Genomic DNA, 26,744 nt, shown 5'->3' with positions numbered 1-26,744 from the left:
TGGACTACCTGGAGGTAGTTCATGTATTCATACGCTTCTCCCATTACTACCAAGAAAACCATCCCCAGTCAGAAACTGTTTTCCTACTGCACCCATTCACTCTTTCCGGCCACATGCTCCTGAGCCCATCTCAGGTACAGCACCATGCCCACCCGCCAAGCCCTCACCCGCATACCGCTTAATGTGGTGCTGCCACTCGCCTTTATATCCATAACCACATTCACCCAAGCCCAAACCTGGGTCATCACCGACCAATCACACCCCATCACCTCCCCCGGCCCAGCCCGAATCATTCTTTTAGACCAGCAACAACACCTCGAATCCGAGCTATCCCGCACTCTCCCCTCAGACCCACACCAAGCCGCCGCGATCATCCAAAGCCGCCTCAACACTGCCTCTGGCAGACGCTTACAAACCGATCTCGCCAAAGCTCAACAAGACCTTACCGGTGCTTGGAGCCTCGGTATCACCATGATCCCTGCGGTCGTTGTTGATCGCCGCTACGTCGTCTACGGCGAGCCGGATGTAGCCAAAGCCTTGGTCCTCATCAACAACGCTAAAGGCCAACCGCAATGAGCCGCTGCCTGCTCCGCCCGCTATCGCTGGCTCTGATCTGTAGCCTGCCCTTCAGCGCCTCTGCATCGATCACTTCAGCAACGATCATTGCCTCGTCGCTGTCGCCTCAATGCCTGGAATACAAGGTGGTTGGCATTTGCTATTGGCTGCTATGCACGACGTTCGGTTGCAAGGTGAAGACGTCGACCAAGGTGCGGCATTACGTGCCGGATGCGGTGGTGTCGGCGTATTCCAATACCGGGGCTAACCCCTGGGTTGAGATGTCGCCTTTGGGGACGCCAACGCCGTTGTCTCAGGCGGGCAATGACGCTACGACCAATCATGTTGCCGAGAACGCGGCGCTCAAGTTCAAAGAAGCGGATGTGATCGGGCATCCGGGTGGAGCTACGTTCAGCCAGTTTGCCAGCGCTTCCGGTTATGCCTGTCAGGGCGCAACGTTGACCTGGGTGCCTTATTTTCTGAGCACGCTCGATCCTATTGCCTGGCGGTATGGAATTCCTGAGGCGGTGTATCCAGAAGCGCTGATCCCCGGTCGACGTGAGGTCGGCAGCATGGCCGCCGCGGATCTTTGGGGCAACGTTTACCCCCGCAGTGGGTTTCTGCAGCAAACCAACGATTACAAGACCGGGGCAGTCATCGCGCAACGCGCCGGTGACATCACTACGCGGACCGGGCAAGTCCATGTCTATTTGCCCATGCAAGCTTCTGCGCGCGACGGTTATTGGCCTGCAGGTGAGCTTATAGAGGGCGATGCCACTACCGGCAAATGGCAGGAGCTGACGCCGACGCTCAGCCAATCGTGTGCCGTATTCCCGCATTCAACACCACAGGTTCAGGCCGAGGACGGTGGTTACGCCTGGGCGCTGTGGCGTCCATACGCCTGCTGCCAACGTCGTGGCCAGACCTTCCTGGGGAGCACGGACTTTTAATGAGCATCCAGACCAACAGCGATCGGAGCACGTCATGAAAATCACTCCTTGGTTGATCGGGGCCCTCTGTAGCCTCTCCAGCGCGACAGCCTGGTGCGCTGACCCTATCAACGCTTCGTCCTCAGGCAGCGTGATCGGGGATGAGGTGCTTTACAGCATCGGAGGCGGCAGCGCGGTCGCTATGGGCAGTGCTGGCAACATGCAGAGCATTCAGGTGGGTGGCGGCTGGAACAACAATCTGGTCTGCGGAAACATGAGCATGACCAACACGCTCGAAAACCAGTTGAACGGGGCTACCGCCGGTTTTCAAAACATCATGTCGACAGTGGTGCAGAACGCTACAGGGGCGGTGGCCTCGCTGCCGGCGTTGATCCTTCAGCGGGCAAATCCGGCGCTGTACAACTTGATCACCAATGGCATCTTGCAGGCCCGCTTGGACTTTGATCGATCCAAATCTACCTGCCGCGCCATTGGCGAGAAGATGGCTGACATCGCAGGCAATCAAATGGGCTGGGGCAAGCTTGCAGAGGGTCAAGCGATGGCCCAGACCATGACGTCCAACACCGATGCGGTCTCGGCCGTCGAGCAAGTCGAGAAGAAAAGCGGCAACGACGGTGTGACATGGGTGGGAGGCAATCGAGCTGGCGGCTCCGGCCAGAAACCGATTCAGATCGTCGGGGATGTAACCAAGGCTGGGTACAACCTGCTGAACAAACGCGCCGCCGACGACACGTCTTCAATCAGCAAAGAAAGCTGCAACAACGGCATGGTCTGCAATGTCTGGTCTTCCCCTCAGGAAACCAGCGCATTTGCCATTCGTGTTCTCGGGGAACAGCAACAACAGACCTGTGACAGCTGCCCTAAAACCGTGACGTCTGCAGGTGTAGGCCTGACACCGCTGATTCAGGAAACCTACGACACCAAGCTCAAAGCCCTTCAAGACTTGCTCACGAACACCAAAAGCATGACGGTGGAGAACCTCAACGCCGCCAGTAGCAATTCATTACCCATCACTCGCGGGGTAATTGTGGCGCTGCGTGATGAACGGGATCAGGACGTGCTGGCTCGCCGACTGGCCTCTGAGGTCGCCTTCTCCGAAGTACTCGAAAAAGCGCTGGTACTGCAGCGAACGCTTTTAGCCGGAAGCCGTGAACCCAACGTCGCGATCAATGATCTGGCGCTGAACGCCGTCAATCAGCAGAAATCGTCTATGCAAGAAGAGATCGACAACCTGCGCACCGAACTCGACCTGCGTCAGCAGCTCGCCAACAACTCACCGATGACGATTATTGCCAGGAGCAGAGCACGAACCGAAAACTCACGGGGCGTGTTAGAGGGTGATACGGAAACGGATCGGCTGAATCAATTGCAGTCACCGTCCAGAATCCAGCGAGGCATTGATAATGAGTGACGCTCAGAACCCTGTCGCTATGCCAAAAGCCTCAAAAATCCGCCGCGTAGTTCGGGGACTTCTCCTGGGCGTGAGCTTCTTGGTAGCTGTGTCCGCATTGGCGGTACTGTTGAATCAGGGCCTATTGGACATGTTTGAAGATGCCCAAGAGTGGGAAGAATGGCGTACAGAGCATTACTGGGCTCTCCTCACATGGCGGATGATGATTTACACCGTAATGACAGTGGCCTGGCTCAAACTCAAGGCTCATCAGCCGAAGTCTGAGCGCTTGAAAAAACGCAAACGCTTTTCCAAGATCGAGCTTCTGGTAGTGGTATTGATTCTGCTGGTTGAGGTCAGCAAGTTTGTGTTCAAGACGGGGAATGTTCTATGACCCTCTACACCAATGACTACCTGGAGTATTACCTCACTCTGGTCGGCTGGATCATCAACAACGGCATCTGGGCAATGATTGCGGACACTGGGTTGTTTGCCCTGCCCATCAGCATCATCGTGATTCGAGAATGGTTAAAGGTACGCGGGGAAGGTGCAGACGAGGGTAACAAAGGCGTGCTCTCTTTAGCCCGGATCGAGACTAACATTTACGTCGGCTATTTCGTTGTAGCGCTGTGCGGAGTGCCAGCGGTCAATGTGAGTTTCGACTCGCTCGCATTCGATCAAAGCAGGTCTCAGCAATGCCAATACAATCTACCTTCACCTACAGAGACTGGCTGGAATAAAACATTCAGCTCTTTAGCCGGAAAAACCGCTCAGATACCTCTGTGGTGGGCCTTTATGCATGCCTTGTCCAAGGCGTTGACGAGCGGTGCTGTCGCGGCTATTCCTTGTGGCACAGACCTACGGCAACTACGGATGGACGTAGATCGCACGCGCATTAACAACCCCTTGCTAGCTCAGGAAGTTGCCGACTTTACTCACGATTGTTATGGCCCTTCTCGCGCTCGACTGTTTATGCGCAACCCCGAAGTGGTGGCCGAGCAAGACAAAATGGGTGCCTTCTCGGACTTGAGTTGGATTGGGTCACGATACTTTCTAAACACCCCCGGCTATTACGACACCGACTACTCCAAAACCCCCAGAACATCCTGGCCCTACAACCCAACGCGAGATGCGGGGTTGCCGCAGGTTACGGGAGGTGGTGGCTATCCAACCTGTAATCAGTGGTGGAGTGACGGCGGGACTGGTTTGAAAGCCCGACTGGTGGATCAAATAGGCCCAGATACACTGACGCAACTAATCGGGTGGGCGAAGTGGATGTCGCCTGAACAAATAAACGAGTCTTTCGTGCGTCAATTGGTCTCCCCTTCAAATCAAGTTCAAGGCGCCGTGTACTCGGACTACGGTGGGCAAATTGATGGGACTATTTGGAACGGCCTGGCCCGGGCAACGGGTACGCTCGGAGTTGCAGTTGGTTCTCTAGGGTACTTCCCGGCAATGGATATGGTTCGCCAGGCTTTGCCAATGGTTATGGCATTTTTGAAAATGGCTATAGTGATTTGTATTCCGTTGGTGCTTATTGTGGGCGCTTATCAACTCAAAGTTGCAATGACAACGTCCGTGATTTTTTTCGCGCTGATTTTCGTAGACTTCTGGTTCCAGTTGGCCCGCTGGGTAGACAGCACAATTTTAGATGCACTCTATGGCTCTGGATCACCACATCTAAGCTTTGATCCGTTGATGGGGTTAAATACCGCCACTCAAGATGCCATATTGAATTTCGTGATGGGGGCGATGTTTATAATTTTACCAATGTTCTGGATAGGTGCACTTGGCTGGGTAGGAGTGAATGCGGGCAATGCCCTCTCAGGTTTGACTGATGGCAGCAAATCCATACAACAAGCTGGAGGAGCAGCAGGAGGACTGGCCCAGAGCGGAATAAAATCAATCACTTCGGGCAAAGAATAGAGGATTAAGGGGCGTCTACTAAACCCCCTCAGTCTTTTTCACTCAAATTAAAATCAGACTCGTGAAACAGCGAGTTATGAATATTTAATTGAGAGTACGGGTCATTATCTAACTCTTCGCCTTGCCAAAGACTATCTGAGCTATTCGCCCTCGAAAGATTAGTGGCGACTGAAGACTGAGAAAATTCAGGACCTTCAGGCCCATCGAGTTGACCAGAATCACTCAACTTCGCCCACAGTGAAAACCCCAAAAAAAACACTGCAATAGTGACTACTGCACCCGCAAGTACACTGCCTGCATAAGCGATTAAAATTGCTATCACCCCGGCAAAGGCAGCTCTTTTCCCCCAACGAAGCGCCACATTCTTATCTACAAGAAAAAAACGCACACCACGCCCCAGGCCATAGCCTAAGCGGCCAGTAAAGCTCTGAGAGGACTGTGTAGTCATGAGCGCTTCTCCTGTGAAGCATTTTCTGGAGGTCTATGAGGCCAGCTATACGCCCAGACAATATCTTTTGCAAGCCGAGCTCAAATGGCCCAAAGGGTTAAATGGCTCTCAAAAGCCAATGGAAAGGTTCCCAAGGGTAAAAGCCCTACCCGAAAGGGCCTTAAGTGCGAAAAGGCATCCTGCCTCCAACGCATCTCTACTACGGGCATTTAAATCCCTCACAGTCAAAACTGAACCTACCGACGCCAAGTCGAGAAGCAGCCTCTATCTGGAAATATTTAGGAACACCAGTATCTGTTCAACATGGGACGTAATGGCATTTTGCCCCTCGAAATGTGATTGGCCGTCAATATTGATTTCTTATTGAGCCACGCCCATCAGATAGAGGAAAAGCCCGCCCATGATTAATAGTGGAGTTGGCCATGCTTTCTTTCTTTCGATGCAGAAAAATCCCACACGAACAGACCGCTCCCCAGAATGGTTTATGGCAACCCGCGTCCAGCCAATCACTGCTTGCACCTTCGCGACGGCAAAAGCTGCTGGAGAACATCTGGCAACGCGCTTCGCTCTCACGCCAACAGTTTGTCGAACTCTACCGACAACCACTGGAGCGTTACGCTGAGTTGGTCCAGCAACTCCCTGCATCGCAAAACCATCACCATGCTTATCCTGGCGGCATGCTCGATCACGGGCTGGAGATCGTCGCCTATGCCTTGAAGATTCGACAGAGCTACTTGCTGCCCATTGGCGCACCACCGGAGTCGCAATCAGCGCAAGCCGAAGCTTGGACAGCCGCGGCTGCCTACGGGGCACTCATTCATGATCTCGGCAAAATTGCGGTCGACCTGCATGTCGAGCTGGAGGACGGAACAACCTGGCACCCTTGGCATGGACCGATCAACCAGCCCTACCGGTTTCGCCATGTGAAGGGGCGCAACTATCACTTGCACGGCGCGGCCGCGGCATTGATCTACTCGCAGATCCTCACTCCAAACATCCTGGACTGGCTCAGCGGTTTTCCTGAAGCATGGTCGCAGCTGATTTTTATCCTCTCGGGTCAGTACGAGCACGCCGGTATTTTGGGTGAGATCGTGGTCAAGGCCGATCAAGCTTCAGTCGCTCAAGAACTGGGAGGCAATCCTGCGCGAGCACTGGATGCACCCAAGCAGTCGTTGCAACGGCAACTGGCTGATGGACTGCGTTACCTGGTACGCGAGACCTACAAGCTCAATCAGCCTGACGGGCCATCTGACGGCTGGCTGACTCAAGACGCCTTGTGGCTGGTCAGCAAACCTATTTCAGACCAGCTTCGAGCCTATCTGCTGACTCAAGGCATTGAAGGCGTACCGACCTCAAACGCGCCGTTTTTCAACATGCTTCAAGACCAAGGGGTCATCCAAACCAACGCGCAAGACAAAGCCATCTGGAAGGCCACGATCGACAACAACAAGGGTTGGCGCAACACCTTCACCTTGCTCAAGCTCTCACCGGCGCTGATATGGAGCGATCCAGGCGACCGGCCACCGGTCTACTTCGGCACGCTGGAGGTTGAGACTGACGCGTCTATCGAGGAGGTTGCGAACAACGAAAGCTGCGTCAAACACAACCTGCCGGCTTTGGTACTCAGCAAGGCAGTACCGCCCGCCTCTGAAGTGTCCCTGCCCGACTTCTGCAGCCCTACTACTGCTCCCCCTGACGATCTTGACGCTCTCATGGCACTGCTGGGAGGCGACGCACAAGCTCTACCGCCACCATCAGATCCTGTTACAACTGAAGCAGAAAACGACGCTGTGGCTCGCGCTCGGGATGCACTAACGACTGAAGTCGCGGACACGGCCACCATCCAGAAGACTCAGCTTGGTCAGGCCTTTATTGACTGGCTCAAAGATGGCCTGCACTCCAGAAAGCTGATCATCAATGATGCCAAGGCACTAGTGCATACCGTATCGGGTACGGCAATGCTGGTCACGCCCGGGATTTTCAAACGGTTTGTGCAGGAGTTCCCAGTCCTGGAGGCTCAGGCAAAAGCTCAGGAACTTAATGCCTGGCAACTGGTTCAGCGCGGCTTTGAGAAGCTCAAGCTCCATCGCAAAACAGAAAACAGCCTCAACATCTGGACGATCAATGTCGTTGGCCCGCGCAGCAGTAAAAAGCTTCGCGGCTACTTGCTCAATGATCCCTCTACACTATTCAGAGAGGTGCCGTTGGACAACGTATACCTTAGCCATGTGATCGGGTGAAAGAGGTGTAAACCTATTTCGGGACTGGACACTCACGACCTCAGAAGCACAACCAGGATCCTGTATTTATCAAGCGCCCGCCCCTTGTTCAGACAGTCCAGAAAAAAGACATCATCTCCTCCCTGTAACGAACTCTCGCATTAACACTTCGGCTATCAACCTATTCGCGATGGCATACAGCGCATGCGCCAGTGCGGCGGCCGGCATGCCGCGCAAGAAGGCTCGCCCCCTTACCCTTACCTTATTCTATGGCCTGCAGATTTTTCCACACTCGGCTCAGCCCGCAATCATTCGGTACCCGGAATCTTTTTCGGGGTGGCTAAAAAACTGTGGGGGTAAATGTGGGGGTATTTTTCCAGGCATGAAAAAGCCCAACGGATTAGGTTGGGCTAAGTCATTGAAAAATATGGTCGGGACGGAGTGATTCGAACACTCGACCCCTAGCACCCCATGCTAGTGCGCTACCGGACTGCGCTACGCCCCGACTAGGCGTTACATCTATGTTGCGGCTTGCTAGAACGTCGAGAAATATACCTTAAGCTTTTGAAATACGAAAGTATTTTAAAGACAGGTTTATTTGCGAAGTACCAGTAAAACGTCCTCCAGCTCGGAGATCGTTTGGCGAATCAGTTGTTTGTATTGCGTGGTGTCATCTTTGGCTTCATCGCCAGACAATCGCTGGCGTGCGCCTCCGATGGTAAAACCTTGATCGTAAAGCAAAGCGCGAATCTGCCGGATCATCAGCACGTCTTGTCGCTGATAATACCGGCGGTTTCCGCGTCGTTTGACGGGGTTAAGCTGAGGAAATTCTTGCTCCCAGTAGCGCAGCACGTGCGGCTTTACCGCACATAACTCGCTAACTTCGCCAATGGCGAAGTAGCGTTTGCCTGGAATCGGCGGGAGCTCGTCGTTATGACTTGGTTCCAGCATAAGCCTCTACTCGGGCCTTCAACTTCTGCCCTGGACGAAAGGTGACCACACGGCGAGCCGTGATCGGGATTTCCTCTCCCGTTTTCGGATTGCGGCCAGGCCGCTGTCGCTTGTCACGCAAATCAAAATTGCCAAAACCTGACAGTTTGACCTGTTCATTGTCTTCAAGAGCGTGCCTGATTTCTTCGAAAAACAACTCCACCAATTCTTTGGCTTCGCGTTTATTCAGGCCCAGCTCTTCATAAAGACGTTCCGCCATTTCAGCTTTCGTCAGAGCCCCCATACGTCACTTCCTTAACGTGGCGTTCAACCTTTTTTCGAGCGAGGTGAGGATATTTTGTGTCGTGGTGTTCACCTCATCGTCATTAAGAGTGCGCGATGGATGCTGCCAGGTCAAGCCAACTGCAAGGCTTTTTCTATGCGGATCAATACCTTTACCCTGGTAAACGTCAAATAGCCTGAGGTCTGTCAGCCATTCACCTGCATTTTCACGGATTACGTTCAGCACATCGCTGGCTGCAACGTCACGATCAGCCAACAATGCCAGGTCACGGCGCACTTCCGGGAAGCGGGACAGCTCGTGGAATTTCGGCATTTTGCCCGAAGCCACTTCTGCCAGTACCAGTTCGAAAAGGAACACAGGACGGTCAAGACCCAGCGTTTTTGCCAGTTCAGGGTGAATCGCACCCACATAACCGACTTCACGCCCATCACGCTCAATACGAGCAGTCTGCCCAGGGTGCAAAGCAGGATGGCTACCCACTACAAAGGTGAACGCATCAAGTGCACCGGCAAAGCCCAACACCGCTTCTACGTCAGCTTTGACGTCAAAGAAGTCGGCAACATCGCGACCTTGTGCCCAGCCTTCTGGCAAGCGGCTACCGCATACTACACCGGCAAGCATTGGCTCTTGCTTCAGACCTTCCAGTTGCCCGACAAAACGCAGACCACTTTCGAAGAGACGGACGCGATCTTGCTGACGGTTGAGGTTGTGCTGCAAGGACTTAACCAGACCCGGCCACAAAGACGCACGCATTGCTGCCATGTCGTTGGAAATTGGATTGGCCAACAATAGAGGCTTAACGCCCGGGCTGAACAATTCGAATTGCTTCGGATCGATAAAACTGTAAGTTATTGCTTCCTGGTAACCACGAGCTACCAGCAGGCGACGCAACTCTGGCAGTTCGCTACGCGCCTCAGTTTTAGCTTGCGGCGCAAGGCGAGCTTGCGGGTAGCGAACCGGCAGACGGTTGTAACCATAAAGGCGAGCCAATTCTTCGATCAAATCAACTTCAAGGCTGATATCGAAACGGTGGCTAGGCACCTCAACACGCCACTGCCCTACCCCGTCAGCGGAAATGTCCAGCCCCAAAGCACTGAGCAGACGCTCGACTTCAGCAGAATCCATTTCTAGGCCGAGCATCTGAGTGATGCGTGCAGCGCGCAAAGTGATGGGTGCAATCGATGGCAGGTACTGCTCGTTAACAGTCTCTACGATTGGACCAGCTTCACCACCGGTGATTTCCAGAAGCAAGCCTGTGGCACGCTCCATGGCTTCACGCGCCAATTTCCAGTCCACACCACGCTCATAGCGATGCGAGGCATCTGTGTGCAGACCATAGGATCGGGCCTTACCCGCTACAGCGATCTGATCAAAGAAAGCACTTTCGAGGAATATATCGCGGGTTTTGATAGAAACACCGCTGTGCTCCCCGCCCATCACACCAGCAATTGCCAAAGCACGGGAGTGGTCAGCAATCACCAATGTGTCGCTACGCAGGGTGACTTCCTGACCGTCGAGCAGTACCAGTTTCTCGCCCTCGTCAGCCATACGCACGCGGATGCCGCCATTAATCTCGGCGAGATCGAATGCGTGCAACGGCTGACCCAACTCAAGCATCACATAGTTTGTGATGTCGACAGCAGCGTCGATGCTACGAACGTCTGCACGACGCAGGCGTTCAACCATCCAGAGAGGCGTCGGGCGTGACAGATCGACGTTGCGGATGACGCGCCCCAGATAACGCGGGCAGGCAGAAGGTGCCAACACCTCAACCGGGCGAACTTCATCGTGTACCGCTGCAACAGCGGCTACTACAGGACGAGTCACTTCTGCGGCGTACAGCGCGCCAACCTCGCGGGCCAAACCTGCCAAAGACAAGCAGTCGCCACGGTTAGGGGTCAGGTCGACCTCAATGCTGGCATCTTCAAGCCCCAGAAACGTGCGAATGTCCTCGCCTACAGGCGCATCGGATGGCAATTCCATCAAGCCATCATTGCCTTCACCAATTTGCAGCTCTGCTTGCGAGCACAGCATGCCATTGGACTCAAGACCACGCAGCTTGGCTTTCTTGATTTTGAAGTCGCCTGGCAGTTCTGCACCGATCATGGCGAATGGAACTTTCAGGCCGGGCCGTACGTTCGGCGCACCGCAAACTACCTGAAAAGTCTCCGAGCCATTGCTGACTTGACACACGCGAAGTTTGTCGGCGTCTGGGTGCTGCTCAGTGCTGAGCACCTCACCCACGACAACGCCGCTGAATACACCGGCGGCCGGCGTTACGCTATCGACCTCAAGACCGGCCATCGACAAACGAGCAACCAGCTCGTCACGACTTACCTGCGGGTTAACCCAACCACGCAGCCATTGTTCACTGAATTTCATCCTGCTCTCCTAAGAATTCGTTACGACTAGCGAAATTGCGCGAGGAACCGCAAGTCGTTGTCGAAGAACAGACGCAAGTCGTTCACGCCGTAACGCAGCATGGCCAGACGTTCAACGCCCATGCCGAAAGCAAAACCCGAGAACTCCTCCGGGTCGATGCCGGACATACGCAGCACGTTCGGATGAACCATGCCGCAGCCCATAACTTCCAGCCAGCCCGTTTGCTTGCATACACGGCAGCCTTTGCCACTACACATCACGCACTCCATATCCACTTCAGCCGAAGGCTCTGTGAACGGGAAGTACGAAGGGCGGAAACGCACGGCCAATTCTTTTTCGAAGAACACTCGCAAAAACTCTTCGATGGTCCCTTTAAGGTCCGAGAAGTTGATATCGCGATCGACCAGCAGGCCTTCAACCTGATGGAACATCGGCGAGTGAGTGATATCGGAGTCGCTACGATACACACGACCCGGACAGACGATGCGGATCGGCGGCTGCTGCGATTCCATGGTGCGGACCTGTACCGGGGAGGTATGGGTGCGCAACAGCATGTTGGCATTGAAATAGAAGGTGTCATGCATCGAACGGGCCGGGTGATGGCCTGGGATGTTGAGCGCCTCAAAGTTGTGATAGTCGTCTTCGACCTCTGGGCCTTCGGCGATGCCGTAGCCAATATGAGTGAAGAACTGTTCGATACGTTCCAGAGTCCGGGTAACCGGATGCAGACCGCCTGAGGTCTGGCCACGGCCAGGCAGGGTCACATCAATAGACTCGGCAGACAGTTTGGCGGCCAGTTCGGCCTCTTCAAACAGCGCCTTGCGTGCATTGAGAACCTCTGTGACACGCTCCTTGGCAACGTTGATCAGGGCTCCCACTTGTGGGCGCTCTTCAGCTGGCAAATTCCCCAAGGTCTTCATCACCTGAGTCAATTCACCTTTTTTGCCAAGGTACTGAACCCGGATTTGCTCCAGGGCATTAATATCTTCAGCGCTTTGCACAGCCTCTAGTGCTTGAGAGACCAGCGCATCCAGGTTTTCCATGTACAGACTCCAGATACAAAATAGGGGAAGAGCTTGAAGGCTCTTCCCCTATTTAAGACGTTTAGCACCTGAGCCCACAGAGGTGAGCACAAGAACTGTCGGGGGTACTTAAGCCAAGGTGGCTTTAGCTTTCTCGACAATCGCAGCAAACGCCGCTTTTTCGTTCACTGCCAGATCAGACAGAACCTTACGGTCGATCTCGATGGAAGCTTTTTTCAGGCCGGCGATGAAACGGCTGTAAGACAGACCGTTGATACGTGCACCAGCGTTGATACGAGCGATCCACAGAGCGCGGAACTGACGTTTTTTCTGACGACGGTCACGGTAGGCGTATTGGCCTGCCTTGATTACCGCTTGCTTGGCAACACGGAATACGCGTGAGCGTGCGCCGTAGTAGCCTTTAGCCAGTTTCAGAATTTTTTTGTGACGTTTACGGGCGACAACGCCACGCTTTACACGAGCCATGAGTTACTTCCTCTAGTCTTAACCAAAAATTAACGAAGGCGCAGCATGCGCTCGACTTTTGCCACGTCGGACGGATGCAGCAAGCTGCTTCCGCGCAGTTGACGCTTACGCTTGGTCGACATTTTGGTCAGGATGTGGCTCTTGAAAGCGTGTTTGTGCTTGATACCGTTAGCAGTTTTCAGAAACCGCTTAGCAGCACCACTTTTAGTCTTCATCTTTGGCATGTTCGGATACTCCGCATTCAGTTGATAAACATAACCGCAAGGCCTGCCGTGCCCTGGTGGTTACTTCTTCTTTTTCGGGGCGATGACCATAATCAGCTGGCGTCCTTCCATCTTAGGATGCTGTTCGACGGTCCCGTATTCGACCAGGTCAGCTTCAACCCGCTTCAACAGTTCCATACCCAGCTCCTGGTGGGCCATCTCACGGCCGCGGAATCGTAACGACACCTTGGCCCTGTCCCCATCACTCAGGAAACGTACCAGGTTGCGCAGTTTTACCTGGTAATCCCCTTCCTCCGTCCCTGGACGAAACTTGATTTCTTTAACCTGGATTTGTTTCTGGTTTTTCTTCGCTGCGGCAATCTGTTTCTTCTTTTCGAAGATCGACTTGCCGTAATCCATCAGCTTACAAACAGGGGGTACTGCATCAGCGGAAATTTCCACCAAATCCAGTTTGGCTTCTTCAGCCTTAAGAAGCGCTTCTTCGATCGGGACAATGCCAAGTTGCTCGCCCTCAGCTCCGATTAACCGAACCTCGCGTGCCGAGATATTCTCGTTGATCGGGGCTTTCGGTGCAGCTCGTTTATCTTGTCTCATTTCACGCTTAATAATAATTACTCCGAATCATGGCGACCACGCCGGGAAACCGCTTGTGCGAGGAATTCAGCGAATTGCGCGACGGGCATCGAGCCCAGGTCAGCACCTTCACGTGTACGCACAGCGACAGTCTGCATCTCGACTTCCCGATCTCCGATAACCAAGAGATAAGGAACCTTGAGCAAAGTATGCTCGCGGATTTTAAAGCCGATCTTTTCATTTCTCAAGTCAGACTTGGCACGAAACCCGCTCTGATTGAGAGTTTTTTCAACCTCAGCGGCAAATTCTGCCTGTTTATCAGTGATATTCATGATCACTGCCTGAGTTGGCGCCAACCACGCGGGGAACGCCCCTTCGTAATGCTCAATCAAAATACCGACAAAGCGCTCGAACGATCCGAGGATCGCGCGGTGCAGCATAACGGGATGCTTGCGGCTGTTGTCTTCAGACACATACTCTGCGCCAAGACGGATCGGCAGGTTAAAATCGAGCTGCAGGGTACCACACTGCCAGACACGACCAAGACAATCTTTTAGAGAAAATTCAATCTTCGGCCCGTAGAAGGCGCCTTCACCCGGCTGCAAGTCATAAGCCAAACCGGCGCTATCAAGAGCTGAAGCCAAGGCACTTTCGGCACGATCCCACAGCTCATCGGAACCTACGCGCTTTTCAGGGCGAGTCGAAAGCTTGAGTTCGATATCTTTAAAACCGAAGTCTGCGTACACATCCAGCGTCAGCTTGATAAAGGCTGCGGACTCGGCCTGCATCTGCTCTTCAGTGCAGAAGATGTGCGCATCGTCTTGCGTAAAGGCGCGAACACGCATGATGCCATGCAAGGCACCCGACGGCTCGTTGCGGTGGCAAGCACCAAATTCAGCCAGACGCAATGGCAGCTCACGATAGCTTTTCAGACCTTGATTAAACACCTGCACGTGACATGGGCAGTTCATCGGTTTGATCGCGTAGTCGCGGCTTTCCGACTCAGTGGTGAACATGTTTTCAGCGTAGTTAGCCCAGTGACCGGACTTTTCCCACAAGCTGCGATCCACGACCTGAGGAGTCTTGATCTCCAGGTAGCCGTTCTCGCGCTGCACTTTACGCATGTACTGCTCAAGCACTTGATACAGGGTCCAGCCATTTGGGTGCCAGAACACCATGCCCGGCGCTTCTTCTTGAGTGTGGAACAGGCCCAGGCGCTTACCGATTTTGCGGTGGTCGCGCTTTTCAGCCTCTTCTATACGCAGGACATAAGCAGCCAACTGCTTCTTGTCAGCCCAGGCAGTGCCGTAAATACGCTGCAACTGCTCGTTTTTGGCATCGCCACGCCAGTAGGCGCCCGACAGCTTGGTCAGCTTGAATGACTTGAGAAAGCGTGTATTCGGGACGTGAGGACCACGACACATGTCAACGTATTCTTCATGGAAGTACAAACCCATGGCCTGTTCGTTCGGCATATCTTCGATCAAACGCAGCTTGTAATCTTCACCACGCTCAGAGAACAGCTCGATCACGTCAGCGCGCGGCGTCACTTTCTTGATGACGTCGTAGTCTTTTTCAATCAACTGCTGCATGCGCTTCTCGATAGCAGCCATGTCATCCGGGGTAAACGGACGCTCATAGGCGATATCGTAGTAAAAGCCTTCGTCAATAACAGGACCGATCACCATTTTGGCTGTCGGGTACAACTGCTTGACTGCATGGCCGACCAAGTGAGCGCAAGAGTGACGAATGATCTCCAGCCCCTCTTCATCCTTGGGCGTAATGATTTGCAAGGTGGCATCATTTTCGATCAGGTCACAGGCATCAACCAGCTTGCCGTTGACTTTGCCAGCTACAGTGGCCTTGGCCAAACCTGCGCCAATTGAAGCAGCGACCTCGGCAACAGAGACCGGGTGATCGAATGAACGTTGACTGCCGTCGGGAAGAGTAATAGTTGGCATGGCGCCTCCTCTCCTAGTGGTGACCCCTACCAAAGGTCACGTGGGTTGGGATGAGCCAGTACGCGATTCGGTGGTCTACCTGCCTCACAGTGGCAGGAGCCTTGCGGCCAACCGGAAACCGAACCAGAGTGACTGGAGTTCAAAACAAAAAGGTTAATGGCTCTGCTTCGCGGCTCAGGGAGCATGCGCTTACAGAAAACTGCCAAGGGCGGCATGCTAACACAGATGCTTAAGCGCTGCCCCTTCCTCTTTTTTTGCGCATAAACAGCCGGCGAATTTTGCTAAATGATGAACTTGAGCTTCATTATTCCCTCAGATAATGAGTGAAATCATTTCGCAATTAACGATCACAAGGAGCATCACATGCGCATGACTCATCTTTTGGCTTTCGCCGCACCACTGGCACTGTTGCTGCCGCTTAGCGCCCAGGCAGCCTGGCCCAAAGAATTGAAAAAGCAGTTCACGGCCCAATGTGTGCCCGCAGCTGAAAAAACCATCGGTGAAAAAGCTGCCAAAGCTCACTGTGCATGTGGCGCCGACAAAATCGAAAAGAGCTTCACCGAGGCCCAAATCCGGACACTGATGAGCCCAGAAGGCGCAAAAAATCCTCAGCTTCAGCAGGACGCTTTGAATGCAATCGCAGAGTGCAAAGTAAGCACTCAACCCAAGAAATAGGGTTTCGCAAGGCAATAAACAAGGTAAAAACGGCCCAAATGCAGCCTTGAACTAAAAAATACGTCTCATTAGTTGCTTTTTTTTAAAGCCTCTTTCGCCCTGAAAGCCCCATAAAACGGGGCTTTCAGGCTTTTTAAACGCCAGACAAAAGCTAACATTACGTCAATCTGAGGCTCAGGGGGGCTCCCAAACCGCACATTTCGACTATGATAGCCAAGTGTGCCCAGTTGGCCTGAGCAGCACAGTACTACTGAAAATATAAGTTTCTTGGAGATACACCATGTCTAATCGCCAAACCGGCACCGTAAAATGGTTCAACGATGAAAAAGGCTTCGGCTTCATCACTCCTCAAGGTGGCGGTGACGACCTGTTCGTACACTTCAAAGCTATCGAAAGCGACGGTTTCAAAAGCCTGAAAGAAGGCCAGACCGTTTCCTTCGTGGCTGAGAAAGGCCAAAAGGGTATGCAAGCTGCACAGGTTCGTCCGGAGTAAATCTCCCGCGAACAAAAAAAACCCCGTCCATGTGACGGGGTTTTTTATGCCTGAAACAACGCTAGGCGTGCTTAGCCGCAGTTAACACGGGTAATGATTGCGTTGTCATCCGCATTAAGATTCAAACGATCAGAGCGGTACTCCAGGGTCATGACGTCGTGTGGCGACAATATGCGGGCGTTCTGAGCACCCGCTTTGATACGGGCTTGCTCCAGCAGATCGGACGATGCCTTCTGGCCAATTGCAAATGCGGCTGCCTTGGCATCGCAACGTGTGTGACCGGCCTCAGCCACAGGCGCTTTAACAGCCTCGCTCGTGCTGCTGCACCCAGACAGCGCTACGACTGCCAACAATGAACCCAATGACACTAGCTTCCAAGACATGAAGCCTCCTTAAGATGAAAAGTCGTAACCTTTGCGACAGCTTTTCCGCACAGAGGTTGCATGGGGTCTGACAGCAAAATCCGATCAGCCCTAGGGTTCAAGATTTTGCCCGACTGAATACACACTTCGCTCACCTAATCGTGAGCAAATATGTACAAACGATTAATAGACATCAATGTAGTCAAATGGCGGATTAGGCCAGTTTTCTTTCAAGGCATTAAAAATCTGCATGAGCCAGACTTCATCACTGGCCGCAATATTACCGACATACCCCGAACCAGCCGCCCATGTCTCAAGCCTGAACAGCAGCCCATCGATATCGACACCGCCCACCACACCTGAGGAAATATAGGCAATACCCTGCTTGGAGACACGCAACTGAGTGTGCACATCATCACTGGCAGAGGCTAATAATTGGCTAACCGCTGAAAGGGTCAAGCTCTCGGGATTTTTTAAATCAATCTGCATGCAGCCCCTCCGACAAAAAACGCTAGTGTGTCATGCAGCAGCGACTTCTTGCGAAAGTTAAGGCACCGAGTGAGCAATGCCATGATTAATTTTGTTCGCCTGATCGTCTCAGGATGACATTTTGCTAAAATCGCGCTTTCGACACCCCTTCATGAGATACCCATGACAACAGTCACCATCGATGCAGATATCAAAGCCAAATGGCCTCAAGGGCAATGTTCCTACAGCCCGGGTAGCCCTGAAGAGCTAGCCATCATCGGCATTGATCTCCTGGTCAAAGAACTGGGTACAGAGGCCGCACGCGCTTTTGTCAGCCAGGTTTTCGAAAAATACAAAGACACCGAAACCTCAAAGCCGGTTTAAGTACCGCACTGCCCGTACGTGCAATTGCTGTGGTGTGCCGCCCCTATCAGGCACACCCTCGGCGTCACTGTAACTGCGCAACCCTCTCGCCTAACTGCAAAATCAACTGCCCGACCGTTGTAAGCGCCGGTTACACATAGCCGCTTTTCTGTACACCATCAAAGCCAATCACCCACTGCTGCTCAGGCACACGGCCATTGAACTCAGGCGCCGCGCGCAAAAGAGCCGTTGGCCAATCGCGACCCGGTCGAACACCCGAACAGAAAACGCCTCTTGCGTTCGGGAATCCGCACAGGCTCAAATCAAGAAAAAACAAACTCAAAATATTTCATTAAAAATCAATTGGTTAATAGCATTACCAATCATTTCTGACTTTGGCATAAATAGTGCTTTTATTTGGCCAGCACGTGCCCTTGGATGGCATGCGCCGCGCCAATCTGTACGTCTGTGCGCTCACCAATAAGAGAGAAAATAATGAAAACATCTGTCTTGAAAGCTATTGTTCCGGGCGCCTTGGCCCTTCTGCTGTCCTTGCCAACTGTTCACGCTCAAGAAGCCGTCACCAAGCCGAATGTGGTCATTCTGGCAACCGGCGGGACCATTGCGGGCGCGGGTGCCAGCGCTGCCAACAGCGCGACTTACACCGCAGCCAAGGTGGGTATCGATCAACTGATCGCTGGCGTTCCGGAGCTGAGTCAATTGGCGAACGTGCGTGGCGAGCAAGTCATGCAAATTGCCTCCGAAAGCATCACCAACGACAACTTGCTGCAATTGGGCCGCCGCGTCGCCGAGCTGGCTGACAGTAAAGATGTCGATGGCATCGTCATCACCCACGGCACCGACACTCTCGAAGAGACCGCTTACTTCCTGAACCTGGTCGAAAAAACCGACAAGCCAATCATCGTTGTCGGCTCCATGCGCCCGGGCACTGCCATGTCCGCTGACGGCATGCTCAACCTGTACAACGCAGTGGCCGTGGCCGGCAGCAAAGACGCTCGCGGCAAAGGCGTGCTGGTGACCATGAACGACGAAATCCAGTCTGGCCGTGATGTCAGCAAAATGATGAACATCAAGACCGAAGCGTTCAAAAGCCCTTGGGGCCCACTGGGCATGGTTGTTGAAGGCAAATCCTACTGGTTCCGCTTGCCTGCCAAGCGTCACACCATGGACTCTGAATTCGACATCAAAAACATCAAAACCCTGCCAAACGTCGGTATCGCCTACTCCTACGGCAACGTAGACGACACGGCCTACAAAGCTCTGGCACAAGCTGGCGCCAAAGCCATCATCCACGTAGGCACAGGCAACGGCTCAGTCTCGTCTCGCGTCGTTCCGACCCTGCAAGAGTTGCGCAAGGACGGTGTACAAATCATTCGCTCCTCCCACGTAAATAACGGCGGCTTCGTACTGCGTAACGCAGAACAGCCTGACGATAAATACGACTGGGTCGTCGCTCATGACCTTAACCCGCAAAAAGCTCGCATCCTGGCCATGGTTGCACTGACCAAAACCCAAGACAGCAAAGAGCTGCAACGGATGTTCTGGGAATACTAAAACCCTCACGCCAAGCGCTGCCCGGCGCTAGGCATCCCACCACTCATTCGCCCGAATGAGTGGTCTATATTGTTGATTTTCCTCTTGTTCGCGCACTAAACCGAAAAAAAGCAGTCCGATCCCGGCAGTGAGAGACATTCAAAGTGTTGCCAAAACTCTCGCAGTTAAATACTGTATGCGCATACAGCTAACCAAGGATCGCATCATGGCTAAAAAAACGGCGAAAGAACCGGCCCTTCCGAGCCCGTACGAAGTTTTCGGCATGCGCATACAAAAAATCATCAGCTCGCCTAAAGCTCAAAAAGACAGAATGGCGGTGCTGGACCGGCAGGAAGGTGATAACCCGGAATTCTGGGAGCGCTTGCTGGAAGAAATTTCCGAAAACGATAACGTCACCATCGCTCACCGTGATTGCGGCGGCGTCAATGTTTTCTGGACCGTACCAGAGGAAGACTGAGTCAATGAGGGTTCGTTTACTGGCATTTGCCAGCCTCTTTACTGTTTTAAGTGCACACGCTGCGGCCCCGCAGACATTCAGCGAAGCAAAAAAAATCGCCTGGAAACTCTACGAGCCCCAATCGACCGAGTTTTACTGCGGCTGCAAATACTCCGGCAACCGCGTTGATCTCAAAGCGTGCGGTTACGTACCGCGCAAAAATGCCAACCGCGCAGCGCGTATCGAGTGGGAACACATTGTTCCTGCCTGGCAGATTGGTCATCAGCGTCAATGCTGGCAAAACGGGGGACGAAAAAATTGCACCCGTAACGACCCGGTCTACAAAGTCGCAGAAGCTGACCTGCACAACCTGGTGCCGAGCATTGGCGAAGTAAACGGCGATCGAAACAACTTCAGTTTTGGCTGGCTGCCGACACAACCAAGCCAATATGGCTCGTGCCTGACTCAAGTCGATTTCAAGGCTAAAAAAGTCATGCCGCGTCCGCGCATCCGCGGAATGATTGCACGCACCTATTTGTACATGAGCAAGCGCTACAACCTGCGTCTCTCCAAACAGGATCAGCAGTTGTACGCCGCCTGGAACAAAACCTACCCGGTCCAAAACTGGGAGCGCCAGCGCAACCAGGCCGTAGCCTGCGTAATGGGTCGCGGTAACGACTTTGTCGGCCCGGTCAATCTGAAGGCCTGCAGCTAGCTCAGCGCCGCTACATGCCCTACTGGCGGTAGGGCATGTAGCAACGCTTGAGGCAGTTGCTTGAGCAATAGCAGCGCGATTAGTTTGCGAGCGAACTCTGCCTCCTCAAAGCGCCAACTGATAACGGATTTCCTCGAGAGATTGTCCGCCTCGCACAATGCTGCGTTTGGAACCGATCTCAGGCTCCAACCCGGCACGGGTGTAAAAGGCAATAGCGCGATGGTTTCCAACGAGCACCCAAAGGGTCACGCGCTCATAGCGCTGCTGCGCGAGATACTTAATGGCCGCCGACCAGAGTGCTCGACCCATTCCGGTGCCCCAATACTCAGCCAGGACATAAATCGCACGAATTTCTCCGGTCCTTTGCGACTCGACATCATCGCGACTGGCGCCGGGAGAAACCCAGCCAACAATCATCCCGTCGATTGAAGCCACAAATACCGGCTCCTTCGCCTCCTCGATAGATTGTCGCCACCAAGCCTCGCGCTGCCCCACAGTGCTGTCGAGCGAGTGCAAATAATCTGCGGGCAATAAATCAGCATAAGCCTGCTGCCAACTGCGCACGTGAATCCTGGCAATCGCGGCAGCGTCATCAGGTTGAGCAACACGAATCAAGGCATCTTCTCCAGAAATATCAATGGTGGCTGGACAGACCAAGAGCGTGAAGTCATGACTCAACACATTGGGTGGTCGCGCAGAGAACGGCAACAGACATCAGCCCGAGTTTTCCCAAAAGACTGACTGTCGATAGTGGGTTCACACCTTCCTTGAACCGGTGGCAAATGTGACATCAACGTCTACGTTTTGCCTCACAAGAGGACTCAGGGGCATTTTCCACGCGTCAAATCGTTTCTGCCGCGCAAATTGATGAGATTTCATGGCGCTCATTTATTGCCGAACTGCCGAGCCTGAGCTATTACTCTCGGGATGATAAAACAAGCTCGATTTAATAAGAAACAACAGGTAGTCAATGAGCTCGTCCGCCAAATCGAAAACGGGCTTATGGAAGACGGCTATGTCTTGCCCGATGAAGATCAACTGGCTCAAGAACTGGGTGTCAATCGCAGCACATTACGCCAGGCGCTGACAGAGCTGGAACGACGCAAGTACATCGCTCGGCGCACCACAGGAGGGTCTGTCGTGACCTTTGACGGCATACCGCTCGATCAAAAAAATGGTTGGGCACAAGCACTGGCCAGTACTGGAGCGCGCATCCACACCGAGCAGCTCAAACTTGAATCCGTCGAACGCCCGGAGTTAACCCTTCGATTTGGCCTAAGCCATTTCATCATGCTGGAACGTCGTCGGCGCCGCAGCGATGGGACGGCCATATCCCTGGAGCGTTCGTTCATGCCAGCCACCGGCGGGCTTGAAGGGTTGCCACGGGTCGGCATGATTGATGACTCGCTCACCATTACGTTGGCTGCGTATGGGTTTATCGGCGATCACGGCGATCAGTGGATTGGCGCCGAACCACTCAACGAAGAAGATGCGCTGTTGCTCGGACGCCCTGTTGGTACGGTATTCCTTAAAACCTTGCGCACCACCTATGACCGGCATGGGCGACTCATGGAGCATGTCGAGAGCTGGCTTGATCCGACACACTTTCGCATGCATCACTCATTTGGAGCCCCGGCATGAAGCTGGCTGAGCGTGCACTCGGCGCCTTTTATGGCCTGGCATTAGGCGATGCATTGGGCATGCCGACGCAGTCCTTTAGCCGAGCGCACATTCTCACCCGCTTTGGTCCGATCACTTGCTTGATAGACGCGCCAGCCGATCAGCCCATCGCCCCCAACATGCCTGGCGGCTCGATCACCGACGACACTGAGCAAGCCATTCTGGTCGCCCAGCTACTGGTGGACGGCAATGGCACTATCGACCCCAACACCCTGGCGCAGCGCCTGATCACCTGGGAAGCCGCGATGCAGGCCAAAGGTTCACAAGACCTTCTGGGGCCGTCAACCAAACGCGCTATCGAAATGATCCTCGCAGGCCACAGCCCCGAAGAGTCCGGGCGTTATGGCACGACTAACGGCGCGGCCATGCGCATCACACCGGTGGGCATAGCCGCCGATATCAGCCAGCCAGAATCATTCATAAAGGCTGTGGTTCAAGCCTGCCAGGTCACTCACAACACCAGTTTGGGCATTGCCAGCGCAGCCGCTGTAGCCGCGGTGATCTCAAGCGGTATCAACGGCAACAAACTGCAACACGCCCTCAATGCGGGCACTGAAATCGCCTACATGGCAGAACACCACGGCCATTGGGTCGCCGGTGGCCGCATCGGCCCGCGCATTCGCTGGGCCAGACAGGCCAGTCATGAATGCAACCCCGATAACCTCGGCGACTTGCTGTACGACGTAATTGGCACTTCAGTCGCGTCTCAAGAGTCGGTGGTGGCCGCCTTTGCCCTTGCGCAACGGGTAGCCAGCGGCAACCTCAGTAGTTTCGATGCGTTGTGCATCGCCGCCGGTATTGGCGGCGACACCGATACCATCGCCGCTATTCTCGGCGCCATGCTCGGCGCGTGTGCTGGCCTGGAGCACTGGCCGAGCGCACTGATCCAGCAAGTCAAAACAGTCAACAACCTGCAATTGGAACCATTGGTACAACAGTTGCTAACGCTACGCAGCGCATAAAACCCCGCGAAGGACCGCAACACGCCAGGACTTACCCAGAGCCCCACCCTCTGTGCCTGGAAAGACAACATCCGCATCAGGAGCAGCGCCCCATGAGCAATCCCAACGCTGGGCACAGTGCCGGGCAACTGGAAACCCGTGGCATAGAACCCGTCCCCGAAAACGAGTGCAATGGCAACCCGCTGCAACTGTTCTGGGTCTGGTTTGCGGCCAACATCAGCATTCTCGGCTTGCCGCTGGGTGCAACGCTGGTGGCCTTTCACCAGTTGGCCATTTGGCAGGTCATCCTCGTTGCGTTGATCGGTGCTGCGGGTTCGTTCGCGGTGGTTGGCGTGATCTCCATCGCCGGACGACGCGGCCGAGCACCAAGTCTGACACTGTCGCGAGCAATCTTTGGTGTGCGCGGCAACATTGGGCCTACGCTGATTTCTCTGATGTCACGCGTCGGCTGGGAAACCGTCAACACCACAACCGCCGCATTTGTACTGCTGGCATTGTGTGCAATCGTGTTTGGCACGCCCACCGACGCTAAAAATGCGCCACTGCTCACCCTGCTCTTTATCGCCATTTTCACCCTGTTGACCCTGTCTGTTTCGGGACTGGGCCACGCCACCTTGCTGGTCATTCAAAAGTGGGCAACCTACCTGTTTGGTGCACTCAACCTGCTGGTCGGCGGTTTTCTGTGCGCCACCATCGACTGGCAGGCCGTGTTCAACACCAATCCAGCGCCGGTCAGTGCCGTGATTATCGGCATCGGGATCATGGCGGCAGGCACCGGGATCGGCTGGGCCAATGCCGGCGCTGACATGTCGCGCTATCAACATCGCAGCGTCAGTGCGACCCAACTGGTAGCCTCTGCGGCTTGGGGCGCAGGCATTCCACTGATCTTGCTGATCACCTTGGGCGGCTTGTTGTCAGTCGGCAACCACGACCTTGCCTCAGCCACCGACCCCATCGCCGCGATCCGTAACATGTTGCCCGCATGGATGGCCGTGCCTTACCTGCTTAGCGCGTTCGGCGGCTTACTGCTGTCCAATCACCTGTCAGTGTATTCAGCGGGGCTCACCACCCTGACCCTAGGGATAAAAATCAAACGGGTGCAGGCCGTTGTCGTCGATATCGTGGCCATTTTCTGTGGTTCCATTTACTTCATGCTGTACGCCGATAGTTTTTATGGCCCCTTCATCACGTTTATTTCACTGACGGCCATTCCGATTACTGCGTGGGTCGCGATCTTTGTCGTCGACCTCATCCATCGCCAGTACTACAGCCCCAAAGACCTGTTGGATGTCAGCCCCAGCTCCTTTTACTGGTACCACGGCGGTATTGAATGGCGGGCTCTGGGTTCCTGGGCGCTGGCCCTGATTCTGGGCTTTTGCTTTACCCGGGTCGGCAGTTCAGACGCCGACTGGTTCGTCGGGCCACTGGCAGATTCGTGGCTGGGCCATAACGGTCTAGGCTGGATCGTGACCTTTGTCGTCGCAGGCGGGTTGTATGCGCTGCTCGGCGGAGCCAAAGACCGCCGACTGGCTGTACCGGGGCCTGCCAATGCCTAGATTGCTGCACACTGGCCAAGTGATCATTGACCTGGTCATGGCCCTCGACACCTTGCCCCATTCCGGCGGCGATGCATTAGCCAAAAGCGCCAGCTTCCACGCCGGGGGCGGCTTCAATACGATGGCGGCCGCACAGCGCAACGGGCTGAAAACCCTTTACCTTGGCCGTCATGGCCGCGGCCAGTTCGGCGATATTGCCCGTCTGGCCATGCAGGCAGAAGGCATTGAGGTCATCCAACCAATTGATCCAGACAAGGACACCGGGCTCTGTGTGGCACTGACCGAAGCCAATGCCGAGCGAACGTTTATTTCCTGCATTGGCGCAGAAGGTGTTCTGTCAAGCGAGGACCTTGCAACGGTGCATGTCGAACCCGACGACTACCTGTATGTCAGCGGCTATAGCCTGCTGCATCCGGGCAAAGCCACATCACTGCTCACTTGGCTATCCGGGCTGGCGCGCAGCGTCCATGTCACCTTCGATCCGGGGCCATTACTGCAAGATATCGACCCCGCCTTGATCAGCGCTTTATTGCCCCGCCTGAACCTCTGGACCAGCAATCGCAGCGAAGCACAAGGCTTCAGCGCCAGCACCACGATTGCCGACGCCCTGCTCGCCCTGAAATCGCGGCTGCCCGGCGACTGCCTGGTGGTGGTCCGCGACGGCCCGCAAGGCTGCTGGATCAACGACGCTCAGGGCCCGCAACTGATTGCCGGTTTCAACGTTAACGCCATCGACAGCAATGGCGCTGGAGACGCTCATGCCGGGGTCATGATTGCCGCGCTCAGTACAGGCTACACGGCGCCGGATGCGGCCAGACGTGCCAATGCGGCAGCTGCTTTGGCCGTCACCCGTTGGGGGCCTGCCACCGCTCCAAATGCCGACGAAATTGACACGTTTATCCAAAGTGCCCGCTCTCAGGCGCAAAAACAGCATTGAAACAGAGCAAAACACACAAAACTTTACTCGCAACCCGACTAAAGACTGTAGGCAAACAGCCATAAATCTGTAGTCAAAAGCTGGAAAACGCTCAGGCTGCTGTTTTAACCTTACGCTTTGGCTCCCTTCCAGTTACACCAGCGCCCGGCAACTCCTACAGGATGTCGGGCCACTTGCGTGCAGGTCGGGCGGCGCTTCTCTTACTGTGTGACGATCCTTTTGAAATTCATCATTATTGCTGTTTACGTTTTATCCATCGCCTATGTTCATCTGCGGGGCAAGGTTCGCCATAAGCTCGGTCGCCAACTGAGTGACCACTCCAGCTTCCTGGCGCCGATCAACTGTTTCTTGTACCTGTTCTCCAAAGTACCCAGCCAACCTTATTTGAAACCAGCTGACTTCCCGCAATTGCAGGTCCTGCAGGACCACTGGCAAGAGATCCGCGAAGAAGCGCGACGCCTGATGCAGGCCGGTGAGATCAAACGCTCCGAACAGCCGAATGACGTGGGTTTCAACTCGTTCTTCAAGAGCGGCTGGAAGCGTTTCTACCTCAAGTGGTACGGCGACAACCACCCTTCCGCCGGAGAACTGTGCCCCCGCACGATTGAATTGCTCAACAGCATCGGCACCATCAAGGCCGCCATGTTTGCCGAGTTGCCGCCCGGCTCAAAGCTGGTTCGTCATCGCGATCCGTACGCGGGCTCGCTGCGTTACCACCTGGGCCTGGACACCCCGAATGACCCTGGCTGCTACATCAATGTCGATGGGCAGAACTACGCCTGGCGTGACGGCGAAGCGGTGATGTTCGACGAAACGTTCATTCATTACGCCGAAAACAGCACCGATAAAAACCGCATCATCCTGTTCTGCGATGTTGAACGGCCGATGCAATACCGCTGGGCAGCAGCCTTCAACCAATGGTTCAGTCGTACCGTCATGGCCTCGGCCAGCTCACCCAACGATGCCAATGATAAAACCGGCGGCCTGAACCGGGCCTTTACCCGGCTGTACACCATTCGCTTGCGCGGCAAAGCGCTTAAAAAACGCAATCGCACACGCTACTACCTGGAAAAATGGGCGATCTTCGGCGGCTTGCTGGCGTTGTTCCTGCTGATCTAGCGCCTTGCAGAAGCGAGCTTGGCTCGCGATTGT

Annotated in this window: 29 protein-coding genes and 1 tRNA gene; 17 read left to right on the top strand and 13 right to left on the bottom strand. The window is 54.4% G+C overall.

Features of this window, described 5'->3' with window-relative positions; genetic code table 11:
• The first annotated feature begins 144 nt into the window (after positions 1–144).
• From RHM56_RS09175 to RHM56_RS09155, 5 genes are read left to right on the top strand one after another with little or no spacing between them, the layout of a single operon-like run.
• Positions 145–576: a TIGR03757 family integrating conjugative element protein gene (locus RHM56_RS09175; protein WP_322240717.1), complete on the top strand. Its 432-nt coding sequence runs from the start codon at positions 145–147 to the stop codon at positions 574–576.
• Positions 573–1,505, top strand: a complete 933-nt coding sequence (locus tag RHM56_RS09170) for a TIGR03756 family integrating conjugative element protein (RefSeq protein ID WP_322240714.1) — start codon at positions 573–575, stop codon at positions 1,503–1,505. Before RHM56_RS09175 ends, RHM56_RS09170 begins: the two co-directional genes overlap by 4 nt.
• Positions 1,506–1,539: 34 nt before the next feature.
• On the top strand, positions 1,540–2,916 hold the full coding sequence (locus tag RHM56_RS09165; protein WP_322241737.1) for an integrating conjugative element protein: 1,377 nt from the start codon (positions 1,540–1,542) through the stop codon (positions 2,914–2,916).
• Positions 2,909–3,289, top strand: a complete 381-nt coding sequence (locus RHM56_RS09160) for a hypothetical protein (RefSeq protein WP_322240712.1) — start codon at positions 2,909–2,911, stop codon at positions 3,287–3,289. The genes RHM56_RS09165 and RHM56_RS09160 overlap by 8 nt, the downstream gene beginning before the upstream one ends.
• A complete protein-coding gene (locus tag RHM56_RS09155) occupies positions 3,286–4,821 on the top strand; it encodes a conjugal transfer protein TraG N-terminal domain-containing protein (protein ID WP_322240710.1) in 1,536 nt (511 codons plus the stop codon). Before RHM56_RS09160 ends, RHM56_RS09155 begins: the two co-directional genes overlap by 4 nt.
• 28 nt (positions 4,822–4,849) lie before the next feature.
• On the opposite strand, the gene RHM56_RS09150 is transcribed toward RHM56_RS09155, so the two are convergent.
• On the bottom strand, positions 4,850–5,269 hold the full coding sequence (locus RHM56_RS09150; protein WP_322240707.1) for a hypothetical protein: 420 nt from the start codon (positions 5,267–5,269) through the stop codon (positions 4,850–4,852).
• Between the two features lie 422 nt (positions 5,270–5,691).
• Between RHM56_RS09150 and mobH the strand changes: the two genes are divergently transcribed.
• Entirely contained in the window at positions 5,692–7,509 is a 1,818-nt protein-coding gene (mobH, locus tag RHM56_RS09145; protein WP_322240705.1) for a MobH family relaxase, read from the top strand.
• Between the two features lie 407 nt (positions 7,510–7,916).
• Here mobH and RHM56_RS09140 read toward each other — a convergent pair.
• The 9 genes from RHM56_RS09140 to thrS all read right to left on the bottom strand — a co-directional run bounded on the left by RHM56_RS09140 (position 7,917) and on the right by thrS (position 15,370).
• Positions 7,917–7,993, bottom strand: a tRNA-Pro gene (locus RHM56_RS09140).
• Positions 7,994–8,082: 89 nt separating this feature from the next.
• Positions 8,083–8,439 carry a MerR family transcriptional regulator gene (locus RHM56_RS09135; RefSeq protein ID WP_322240703.1) on the bottom strand — a complete coding sequence of 119 codons (357 nt, stop codon included), beginning with the start codon at positions 8,437–8,439 and terminating at the stop codon, positions 8,083–8,085.
• Entirely contained in the window at positions 8,420–8,722 is a 303-nt protein-coding gene (gene ihfA, locus RHM56_RS09130; protein WP_002553164.1) for an integration host factor subunit alpha, read from the bottom strand. Before ihfA ends, RHM56_RS09135 begins: the two co-directional genes overlap by 20 nt.
• A 3-nt stretch (positions 8,723–8,725) precedes the next feature.
• Positions 8,726–11,104: a phenylalanine--tRNA ligase subunit beta gene (gene pheT, locus RHM56_RS09125; protein ID WP_322240700.1), complete on the bottom strand. Its 2,379-nt coding sequence runs from the start codon at positions 11,102–11,104 to the stop codon at positions 8,726–8,728.
• Positions 11,105–11,130: 26 nt separating this feature from the next.
• On the bottom strand, positions 11,131–12,147 hold the full coding sequence (gene pheS, locus RHM56_RS09120; RefSeq protein WP_322240698.1) for a phenylalanine--tRNA ligase subunit alpha: 1,017 nt from the start codon (positions 12,145–12,147) through the stop codon (positions 11,131–11,133).
• 108 nt (positions 12,148–12,255) lie between these two features.
• Positions 12,256–12,612, bottom strand: a complete 357-nt coding sequence (gene rplT, locus RHM56_RS09115) for a 50S ribosomal protein L20 (RefSeq protein ID WP_003442184.1) — start codon at positions 12,610–12,612, stop codon at positions 12,256–12,258.
• A 29-nt stretch (positions 12,613–12,641) separates the two neighbouring features.
• Positions 12,642–12,836: a 50S ribosomal protein L35 gene (gene rpmI, locus RHM56_RS09110; RefSeq protein WP_002553160.1), complete on the bottom strand. Its 195-nt coding sequence runs from the start codon at positions 12,834–12,836 to the stop codon at positions 12,642–12,644.
• Positions 12,837–12,896: 60 nt separating this feature from the next.
• A complete protein-coding gene (gene infC / locus RHM56_RS09105) occupies positions 12,897–13,448 on the bottom strand; it encodes a translation initiation factor IF-3 (protein WP_169835808.1) in 552 nt (183 codons plus the stop codon).
• Complete coding sequence (gene thrS / locus RHM56_RS09100; RefSeq protein ID WP_322240696.1) at positions 13,448–15,370, bottom strand: threonine--tRNA ligase; 1,923 nt, start codon at positions 15,368–15,370, stop codon at positions 13,448–13,450. Before thrS ends, infC begins: the two co-directional genes overlap by 1 nt.
• Before the next feature lie 363 nt (positions 15,371–15,733).
• Here thrS and RHM56_RS09095 point away from each other — a divergent pair, with 363 nt between their 5' ends.
• A complete protein-coding gene (locus RHM56_RS09095; RefSeq protein ID WP_322240694.1) occupies positions 15,734–16,045 on the top strand; it encodes a hypothetical protein in 312 nt (103 codons plus the stop codon).
• Between the two features lie 280 nt (positions 16,046–16,325).
• A complete protein-coding gene (locus RHM56_RS09090) occupies positions 16,326–16,538 on the top strand; it encodes a cold-shock protein (protein ID WP_003179963.1) in 213 nt (70 codons plus the stop codon).
• Between the two features lie 71 nt (positions 16,539–16,609).
• Here the strand turns inward: RHM56_RS09090 and RHM56_RS09085 are convergent, their stop codons facing one another.
• Positions 16,610–16,921, bottom strand: a complete 312-nt coding sequence (locus RHM56_RS09085; protein WP_322240692.1) for an I78 family peptidase inhibitor — start codon at positions 16,919–16,921, stop codon at positions 16,610–16,612.
• Between the two features lie 162 nt (positions 16,922–17,083).
• The gene (locus RHM56_RS09080) at positions 17,084–17,389 is read right to left on the bottom strand and encodes a hypothetical protein (RefSeq protein ID WP_322240689.1); all 306 of its coding nucleotides are present in this window, start codon (positions 17,387–17,389) and stop codon (positions 17,084–17,086) included.
• Between the two features lie 162 nt (positions 17,390–17,551).
• Here RHM56_RS09080 and RHM56_RS09075 point away from each other — a divergent pair, with 162 nt between their 5' ends.
• The 4 genes from RHM56_RS09075 (at position 17,552) to RHM56_RS09060 (ending at position 20,457) form a co-directional block, all read left to right on the top strand.
• Positions 17,552–17,752, top strand: coding sequence for a hypothetical protein (locus RHM56_RS09075; RefSeq protein ID WP_322240687.1), 201 nt, complete (start codon positions 17,552–17,554; stop codon positions 17,750–17,752).
• A 474-nt stretch (positions 17,753–18,226) separates the two neighbouring features.
• Complete coding sequence (locus RHM56_RS09070) at positions 18,227–19,306, top strand: asparaginase (RefSeq protein WP_322240684.1); 1,080 nt, start codon at positions 18,227–18,229, stop codon at positions 19,304–19,306.
• Positions 19,307–19,511: 205 nt separating this feature from the next.
• Positions 19,512–19,763 (top strand): DUF1654 domain-containing protein, encoded by a 252-nt coding sequence (locus RHM56_RS09065; RefSeq protein ID WP_322240682.1) that lies wholly within the window; start codon positions 19,512–19,514, stop codon positions 19,761–19,763.
• Between the two features lie 4 nt (positions 19,764–19,767).
• Positions 19,768–20,457 (top strand): endonuclease I family protein, encoded by a 690-nt coding sequence (locus RHM56_RS09060; protein WP_322240680.1) that lies wholly within the window; start codon positions 19,768–19,770, stop codon positions 20,455–20,457.
• 105 nt (positions 20,458–20,562) lie between these two features.
• On the opposite strand, the gene RHM56_RS09055 is transcribed toward RHM56_RS09060, so the two are convergent.
• On the bottom strand, positions 20,563–21,138 hold the full coding sequence (locus RHM56_RS09055; protein WP_416194893.1) for a GNAT family N-acetyltransferase: 576 nt from the start codon (positions 21,136–21,138) through the stop codon (positions 20,563–20,565).
• Positions 21,139–21,384: 246 nt separating this feature from the next.
• Here RHM56_RS09055 and RHM56_RS09050 point away from each other — a divergent pair, with 246 nt between their 5' ends.
• From RHM56_RS09050 to lpxO, 5 genes are all read left to right on the top strand, one after another.
• Complete coding sequence (locus RHM56_RS09050; protein ID WP_322240678.1) at positions 21,385–22,098, top strand: GntR family transcriptional regulator; 714 nt, start codon at positions 21,385–21,387, stop codon at positions 22,096–22,098.
• Positions 22,095–23,099 carry an ADP-ribosylglycohydrolase family protein gene (locus tag RHM56_RS09045; protein ID WP_322240676.1) on the top strand — a complete coding sequence of 335 codons (1,005 nt, stop codon included), beginning with the start codon at positions 22,095–22,097 and terminating at the stop codon, positions 23,097–23,099. Before RHM56_RS09050 ends, RHM56_RS09045 begins: the two co-directional genes overlap by 4 nt.
• A 92-nt stretch (positions 23,100–23,191) precedes the next feature.
• Positions 23,192–24,655 carry a purine-cytosine permease family protein gene (locus RHM56_RS09040; protein ID WP_322240674.1) on the top strand — a complete coding sequence of 488 codons (1,464 nt, stop codon included), beginning with the start codon at positions 23,192–23,194 and terminating at the stop codon, positions 24,653–24,655.
• Positions 24,648–25,592, top strand: coding sequence for a PfkB family carbohydrate kinase (locus tag RHM56_RS09035; protein WP_322240672.1), 945 nt, complete (start codon positions 24,648–24,650; stop codon positions 25,590–25,592). Before RHM56_RS09040 ends, RHM56_RS09035 begins: the two co-directional genes overlap by 8 nt.
• A 219-nt stretch (positions 25,593–25,811) precedes the next feature.
• On the top strand, positions 25,812–26,711 hold the full coding sequence (gene lpxO, locus RHM56_RS09030; RefSeq protein WP_322240670.1) for a lipid A hydroxylase LpxO: 900 nt from the start codon (positions 25,812–25,814) through the stop codon (positions 26,709–26,711).
• Positions 26,712–26,744: the final 33 nt, after the last annotated feature.

It is taken from the genome of Pseudomonas sp. CCC3.1 (assembly GCF_034347405.1).
Lineage (GTDB): Bacteria > Pseudomonadota > Gammaproteobacteria > Pseudomonadales > Pseudomonadaceae > Aquipseudomonas.
The sequence above is the reverse complement of the archived record's forward strand: the minus strand, read 5'-3'. Positions and strand labels throughout refer to the sequence as shown.

Bases quoted from the DNA above. Each gene is read 5' to 3' on its own strand.
- RHM56_RS09175 (WP_322240717.1), top strand. From the start codon at position 145: ATGCCCACCCGCCAAGCCCTCACCCGCATACCGCTTAATGTGGTGCTG.
- RHM56_RS09170 (WP_322240714.1), top strand. From the start codon at position 573: ATGAGCCGCTGCCTGCTCCGCCCGCTATCGCTGGCTCTGATCTGTAGC.
- RHM56_RS09165 (WP_322241737.1), top strand. From the start codon at position 1,540: ATGAAAATCACTCCTTGGTTGATCGGGGCCCTCTGTAGCCTCTCCAGC.
- RHM56_RS09160 (WP_322240712.1), top strand. From the start codon at position 2,909: ATGAGTGACGCTCAGAACCCTGTCGCTATGCCAAAAGCCTCAAAAATC.
- RHM56_RS09155 (WP_322240710.1), top strand. From the start codon at position 3,286: ATGACCCTCTACACCAATGACTACCTGGAGTATTACCTCACTCTGGTC.
- RHM56_RS09150 (WP_322240707.1), bottom strand. From the start codon at position 5,269: ATGACTACACAGTCCTCTCAGAGCTTTACTGGCCGCTTAGGCTATGGC.
- mobH (WP_322240705.1), top strand. From the start codon at position 5,692: ATGCTTTCTTTCTTTCGATGCAGAAAAATCCCACACGAACAGACCGCT.
- RHM56_RS09135 (WP_322240703.1), bottom strand. From the start codon at position 8,439: ATGCTGGAACCAAGTCATAACGACGAGCTCCCGCCGATTCCAGGCAAA.
- ihfA (WP_002553164.1), bottom strand. From the start codon at position 8,722: ATGGGGGCTCTGACGAAAGCTGAAATGGCGGAACGTCTTTATGAAGAG.
- pheT (WP_322240700.1), bottom strand. From the start codon at position 11,104: ATGAAATTCAGTGAACAATGGCTGCGTGGTTGGGTTAACCCGCAGGTA.
- pheS (WP_322240698.1), bottom strand. From the start codon at position 12,147: ATGGAAAACCTGGATGCGCTGGTCTCTCAAGCACTAGAGGCTGTGCAA.
- rplT (WP_003442184.1), bottom strand. From the start codon at position 12,612: ATGGCTCGTGTAAAGCGTGGCGTTGTCGCCCGTAAACGTCACAAAAAA.
- rpmI (WP_002553160.1), bottom strand. From the start codon at position 12,836: ATGCCAAAGATGAAGACTAAAAGTGGTGCTGCTAAGCGGTTTCTGAAA.
- thrS (WP_322240696.1), bottom strand. From the start codon at position 15,370: ATGCCAACTATTACTCTTCCCGACGGCAGTCAACGTTCATTCGATCAC.
- RHM56_RS09095 (WP_322240694.1), top strand. From the start codon at position 15,734: ATGCGCATGACTCATCTTTTGGCTTTCGCCGCACCACTGGCACTGTTG.
- RHM56_RS09090 (WP_003179963.1), top strand. From the start codon at position 16,326: ATGTCTAATCGCCAAACCGGCACCGTAAAATGGTTCAACGATGAAAAA.
- RHM56_RS09085 (WP_322240692.1), bottom strand. From the start codon at position 16,921: ATGTCTTGGAAGCTAGTGTCATTGGGTTCATTGTTGGCAGTCGTAGCG.
- RHM56_RS09080 (WP_322240689.1), bottom strand. From the start codon at position 17,389: ATGCAGATTGATTTAAAAAATCCCGAGAGCTTGACCCTTTCAGCGGTT.
- RHM56_RS09075 (WP_322240687.1), top strand. From the start codon at position 17,552: ATGACAACAGTCACCATCGATGCAGATATCAAAGCCAAATGGCCTCAA.
- RHM56_RS09070 (WP_322240684.1), top strand. From the start codon at position 18,227: ATGAAAACATCTGTCTTGAAAGCTATTGTTCCGGGCGCCTTGGCCCTT.
- RHM56_RS09065 (WP_322240682.1), top strand. From the start codon at position 19,512: ATGGCTAAAAAAACGGCGAAAGAACCGGCCCTTCCGAGCCCGTACGAA.
- RHM56_RS09060 (WP_322240680.1), top strand. From the start codon at position 19,768: ATGAGGGTTCGTTTACTGGCATTTGCCAGCCTCTTTACTGTTTTAAGT.
- RHM56_RS09050 (WP_322240678.1), top strand. From the start codon at position 21,385: ATGATAAAACAAGCTCGATTTAATAAGAAACAACAGGTAGTCAATGAG.
- RHM56_RS09045 (WP_322240676.1), top strand. From the start codon at position 22,095: ATGAAGCTGGCTGAGCGTGCACTCGGCGCCTTTTATGGCCTGGCATTA.
- RHM56_RS09040 (WP_322240674.1), top strand. From the start codon at position 23,192: ATGAGCAATCCCAACGCTGGGCACAGTGCCGGGCAACTGGAAACCCGT.
- RHM56_RS09035 (WP_322240672.1), top strand. From the start codon at position 24,648: ATGCCTAGATTGCTGCACACTGGCCAAGTGATCATTGACCTGGTCATG.